6 protein-coding genes (1 of these 6 only partly in view) are annotated in these 4815 nt (G+C 59.8%); 4 read left to right on the plus strand and 2 right to left on the minus strand.

Annotated elements, in window-relative coordinates:
* The 4 genes from EOB49_RS31230 to EOB49_RS31245 form a co-directional block, all read left to right on the plus strand.
* Positions 1–637, plus strand: a 637-nt coding sequence (locus tag EOB49_RS31230; RefSeq protein WP_164781872.1) for an ABC transporter ATP-binding protein, incomplete at its 5' end; no start/stop codon positions are given.
* Complete coding sequence (locus EOB49_RS31235) at positions 630–1631, plus strand: ABC transporter ATP-binding protein (RefSeq protein ID WP_127383242.1); 1002 nt, start codon at positions 630–632, stop codon at positions 1629–1631. The genes EOB49_RS31230 and EOB49_RS31235, both read left to right, overlap by 8 nt.
* 145 nt (positions 1632–1776) lie before the next feature.
* Complete coding sequence (locus EOB49_RS31240; RefSeq protein ID WP_127383243.1) at positions 1777–3225, plus strand: amidase; 1449 nt, start codon at positions 1777–1779, stop codon at positions 3223–3225.
* Positions 3226–3824: 599 nt separating this feature from the next.
* Complete coding sequence (locus EOB49_RS31245; RefSeq protein WP_275954949.1) at positions 3825–4328, plus strand: ATP-binding protein; 504 nt, start codon at positions 3825–3827, stop codon at positions 4326–4328.
* On the opposite strand, the gene EOB49_RS38145 is transcribed toward EOB49_RS31245, so the two are convergent.
* Complete coding sequence (locus EOB49_RS38145) at positions 4311–4799, minus strand: CocE/NonD family hydrolase C-terminal non-catalytic domain-containing protein (protein ID WP_245472911.1); 489 nt, start codon at positions 4797–4799, stop codon at positions 4311–4313. The two genes, EOB49_RS31245 and EOB49_RS38145, sit on opposite strands and share 18 nt — an antisense overlap.
* Positions 4796–4815, minus strand: partial view of a CocE/NonD family hydrolase gene (locus tag EOB49_RS31250; protein WP_245472913.1) — the end only. It continues 1255 nt past the right edge of the window; the window shows 20 of its 1275 coding nt (coding positions 1256–1275); the start codon falls outside the window, past its right edge; the stop codon is at positions 4796–4798. Before EOB49_RS31250 ends, EOB49_RS38145 begins: the two co-directional genes overlap by 4 nt.

A 4815-nucleotide genomic window follows, 5' to 3' on the forward strand; every position in this document is an offset into this window, starting at 1 on the left:
CATGCTGAAGCTCGGGATGCCGAAGGCTGACGCGATCGGCCGGGCAAGGGAGCTGCTCGAACTTGTCGGCATTCCGGCGGATCGCGGCGCCGCCTATCCCCACGAATTGTCGGGCGGAATGCGCCAAAGGGTGATGATTGCCATGGCGCTCGCGTGTCGCCCCTCAATCATCATCGGTGATGAGCCCACCACGGCGCTGGACGTCATTACACAAGCTCAGATCCTCAAACTGCTGGCTGAGTTGCGATCGCGGCTTAACCTTGCCCTCATTTTGATCACCCACGATCTTTCTGTCGTTGCCGAGACTTGTGATCGCGTGATGATCATGTACGCGGGCCGGATCGTCGAGGACGGCACTGTCGCTGAGATCTTCGCCAAGCCTAAGCACCCGTACACCAGGCTGCTGATCGACTCGATCCCGAACCCGGAGAACGGCAAAAAAATGATCCAGCCAATACCCGGTGATCCTCCTAACTTGCGGAGCCGACCCGCAGGCTGCGCTTTCCACCCACGTTGCCCGTCGGCTATGGGGGTTTGCTCGACCGAAGTTCCCGTTCTCGATAAATTCGGGCGGGGACGCGTGGCCTGTCACCTTCACCGGTCCTCGCAAGAAGACAAGGTCGCAGCTCATGACTGATACCGCCGACTTCCTGCGTCTGGAGAACCTGCAGGTCCATTTTCCTATACAGGGCGGCGTGTTCGACCGTGTCCTGGGCCGACCTGCTGGCGCCGTGCGCGCGGTAGACGGGATCGACCTCACCGTGGGACGGGGTGAGATCGTCGCTCTCGTAGGGGAATCGGGAAGCGGCAAGACGACTGTCGGCCGCGTCATCACCAAACTTGCCCAGCCGACAGGCGGCAGGTTGCTGTTCGATGGCCGCGACATGACCTCGGAGCGAGGCTCCTCGGCCCTGCGTCCTTACCGGCATCGCGTACAGATGATCTTCCAGGACGCCTATCAGGCTCTTAATCCGCGACACACCGTGTTCGATATCGTGGCGGAGCCGCTGCGTTCACTACGGCTGGTCGAGAATGGCAAACAGCTTGCAGAGCGGGTGAGCGAAGCTCTTGCTTCCGCCGGGATCAATCCACCCGGTGATTTCTTTTCCCGCTTCCCACACGAGCTGTCCGGCGGGCAGCGTCAGCGGGTTGTGATTGCCGGAGCGCTTGCCGTGAAGCCGGATCTCATCGTCGCTGACGAACCTGTGTCGATGCTCGATGTCTCGATACGTGCACAGATACTTCAGGTTCTGGTTGACCTGCGCGACAGGCACAACATGGCGCTGCTGTTCATCACCCATGACCTGCCGCTCGCCTGGTTGATCGCCGACCGGATTGCGGTCCTGTATCTTGGAAGGTTGGTCGAGATCGGTAGCGCCGACGAGATCACGTTCAACCCACGCCATCCGTACACGGTCGCTTTGCGTGGCGCGACGCCGCAGATTGGCGGCCACGCAGATCGCGGGGAGCTGCCGGCCCTGCAGGGCGAGGTTCCAAGTGCCGCGCGGGTGCCGAAGGGGTGTCGTTTTCATCCCCGTTGCCCGCTGGCCATCGACCGCTGTCGAGAAGAGGAGCCGCCAGCCGTCGAAGTGGGGCCGCAGCACTTGTCCGCGTGCTGGCTTGCGAAGTGATGGGCCGAGGCAGCCTTTCAGGCGTGCCCGGTCTGTTCGGCTGGGCAGCTCGAATGGCGGTTCGTGCACGAGCGCGCTGGTGTTCAGGTCAAGCGAGCCTCTAAAGAGTATATTTTTCTGGTGCCAAGAATAAGGGATATCTGCAATGAGGCTAAGTGAATACGCAAAGTATGATGCCACCGGTTTGGCCTCTCTCGTGCGCACTGGCGAAGTGACTGCTGTGGAACTGACGCGTTTGGCCCACCAGGCCCACGACGAGCTGAATCCACACATCAATGCCGTTATCGAATTCTACGAAGATGCTGAGACGGTTGCTGGCGCGGACGAAGGGCTCTTCAATGGTGTGCCGTTCCTTCGCAAGGATCTTGGAGCCACCGAAGCTGGACGCCTCCAGGAGAAGGGAAGCCGCCTGTTCAAAGGCAATCGCTCCAACACCGACAGCTTTTTCTTTCGTCGTGCCCGAGCCGCTGGACTCCGCACTATCGGGAGAACAACAACGCCGGAGTTCGGCGCATCCGGAATGACTGAAACTATACTCAATGGGATCACCCGCAATCCATGGGACTTGAAACGCTCGACAGGGGGCTCGTCCGGGGGAGCCGCCGCGGCGGTGGCTGCCGGCATTACTCCAATTGCACATGCTTCCGACGGCGCCGGTTCGATTCGCAATCCTGCGTCATGGTGTGGCCTGGTCGGGCTGAATCCATCCCGCGGGCGCATTTCAGGTGGTCCGGATCGACAGGACTCATCATTTGGCCTCTCTCGAACGTTTGTTGTTTGCCGAACTGTGCGCGATATGGCCGCCGCGTTGGATGTCTTTTCCGGTCCCTATCCTGGCGACCCTTTTGTCATCGTCAAGCCGGACCGCCCGTATGTGGACGAGTTATCCCAGCCCACCGGGCGTCTGCGGATCGGGGTTGCGAGAACCAGATGGGGGGCGGTCGATATCGAACCGGAAGTCCTACAGGCAGTTGAATCAACGGCTTCACTTCTCGAGGAAATGGGCCATGTGGTAACGGACATCACGTCGCCATATGACACCGAAGAGTTTGTAAAAATATTGCTCGGCTTGTACGATCTCGACGCGAGTGCGCTTGCAACCGCAGCGCGCGATATGGGCCGTATAGTCAGCAGCGACACCTTGGAGCCAGTCAGCCTAAAGTTTTACGAAAAAGGCCGAAATCAACCTTTATCTATTTTAAAAGATGTACTTGAAACGATCCGGCGGATGAGCTTCAGCGTCGGCGAGGCAATCGATCCTTATGACATTTTACTCACCCCTACACAGCCCACGGTCGCCGTACCGCATGGCGGTATCTATTCTCTCCTGCACCCGACAATTTCCGCAGAAGAATTTGTTCAACAGGAACCGGCGCTTTACCAACACCTCGGTGTATTCAATGTGACCGGACAGCCTTCTGTGTCTTTGCCTTTGGCACAAAGCGCCAGCGGGCTGCCCATCGGACTGCAGGTCGTTGGCCGCTTTGGCGACGAGGCCACACTAGTCCGCGTTGCACGCGATCTAGAGGAGGCCAGACCGTGGAGCCGCCGACGTCCAGACGTCCTCGCCGGAAAACAGCTGACGGCAACCTAAGGATGCTGTCGTTAGTTTGCACCGGTTACGCCTATTCCTCCTTTTTTAAAGCTTTGGTCGATGATCCCGCACAACACCTTGTCGTGGCGGGAACGGACCCCGGGCGTACGTTTGGGATAGGGGTGAGCCTGAGCGGATACCTCCAGAGGTCACGAAGCCACGTCAATGGTCAGATTTCCGAAGCGGTTTAAGGATCCCGCTGGCGGCTATCGTTTATTAGTGCATGGATCCTCATACGGTCGCAGCGAGATCGACCGTTGCTTCTTCGAAGACCGCCGTTTCAGTCGGCGGTGTGACGCGTTCACAAGTTCTACAGGTCGATTCCTATGACCGGTTTGCGTGTTCCCACCCATAGCGCTGCGAAAGTGACAGGATGCCCATGGCCGCGCGGTATCCCTGCTCCGGATGCGGCCGGTCGCGCATCATGCGCTCGACCAGAATGGCGGTGTTGGGGCCGATTGTGGCCGCCCGGCTGATTGGGTTGGCCGGCGACTGCCGCGCGCCAACATCCGCGGCAGCACCTATTGCCAGTGAAGGAAGGAAGAAAGAATGCTGACAAACCCCACCCTTGATCAGATGCAGGCCTCGGCCTGGCCGGCGTGGCCGCCGCCTGGCGGGAGCTGGCTGAACAGAGCAGCGCCAATGAGCTCAGCCGCGACGAGTGGCTCGGCCTGATGCTCGACCGCGAGGTTGCCATGCGTGCCGAGAAGCGCCTCAGGAACCGGCTCGCCTCCGCCAAGCTGCGCTTTCCCGAAGCTTGCATCGAAGACATCGACTTTGCCGCGTCGCGCGGGCTCACCGGCGCAACACCATGGCGCTCGCCCCAGGGCGAATGGCTGAAGGCGCATGAGAACTTAATCGTCACCGGCCAGACCGGCCCCGGCAAGTCGTGGTTGGCCTGCCTTCGGCCGGCAAGCGGCACGGCTCGATCATTCCGTGCTCTATGTGCGCGTGCCGCGCCTGTTCGTGAACCTTGCGCTCGCCCGCGTCGATGGCCGCTTCGCGCGCCTCATCGACAATCCTCGACGACTTTGGGACTCACAGCCTCACCGACCAGCAGCGCTTCCACCTGGATTTCCATGAGCTCACTGGAGCGGCAGTAGTCCTCCGGGGCAGAAACTCGTTTCCTTGCGACAAGGCTGGCCTCGTAACATGCCGCATTCCGGTGCTGGCGCTTTGGCAACGGCGTTGGGAAGAATGGGGAGCAGAATCTTCGAGGGGTACTTCTCTGAGTGGTAGACTCTATTAATAGAAATCGCGCCAGCCGGAAGGCCCCTGTTAGCGCTCGGAGCGCCGATGGTCAGCTCGAGACTATGTCCGCTCCGCACCACATGCGCGATCGGCCCGATCAAAGACATCCGTATTTCATAAATCTTTCCCGGTTCGAGTTTCTCGCTCTTACGGAAAGTAGGCACCACCTCGTCAGCGTGTGATTGCACTTCGTCAATCTCGCGAAATGATGCGCGTCGGAGGCCTGACTGGAGGAAGAGCACATTCCCGTCAGGACCAATGTCTTTCAGAGTTAATGCGAGGTCAGCGTCGTCTCCCCTATCGATCCCGAGATATAGCCTCACTTCGGGGTTTCCAAGC

Source organism: Mesorhizobium sp. M7A.F.Ca.MR.148.00.0.0 (genome assembly GCF_003997735.1).
Taxonomy (GTDB): domain Bacteria; phylum Pseudomonadota; class Alphaproteobacteria; order Rhizobiales; family Rhizobiaceae; genus Mesorhizobium.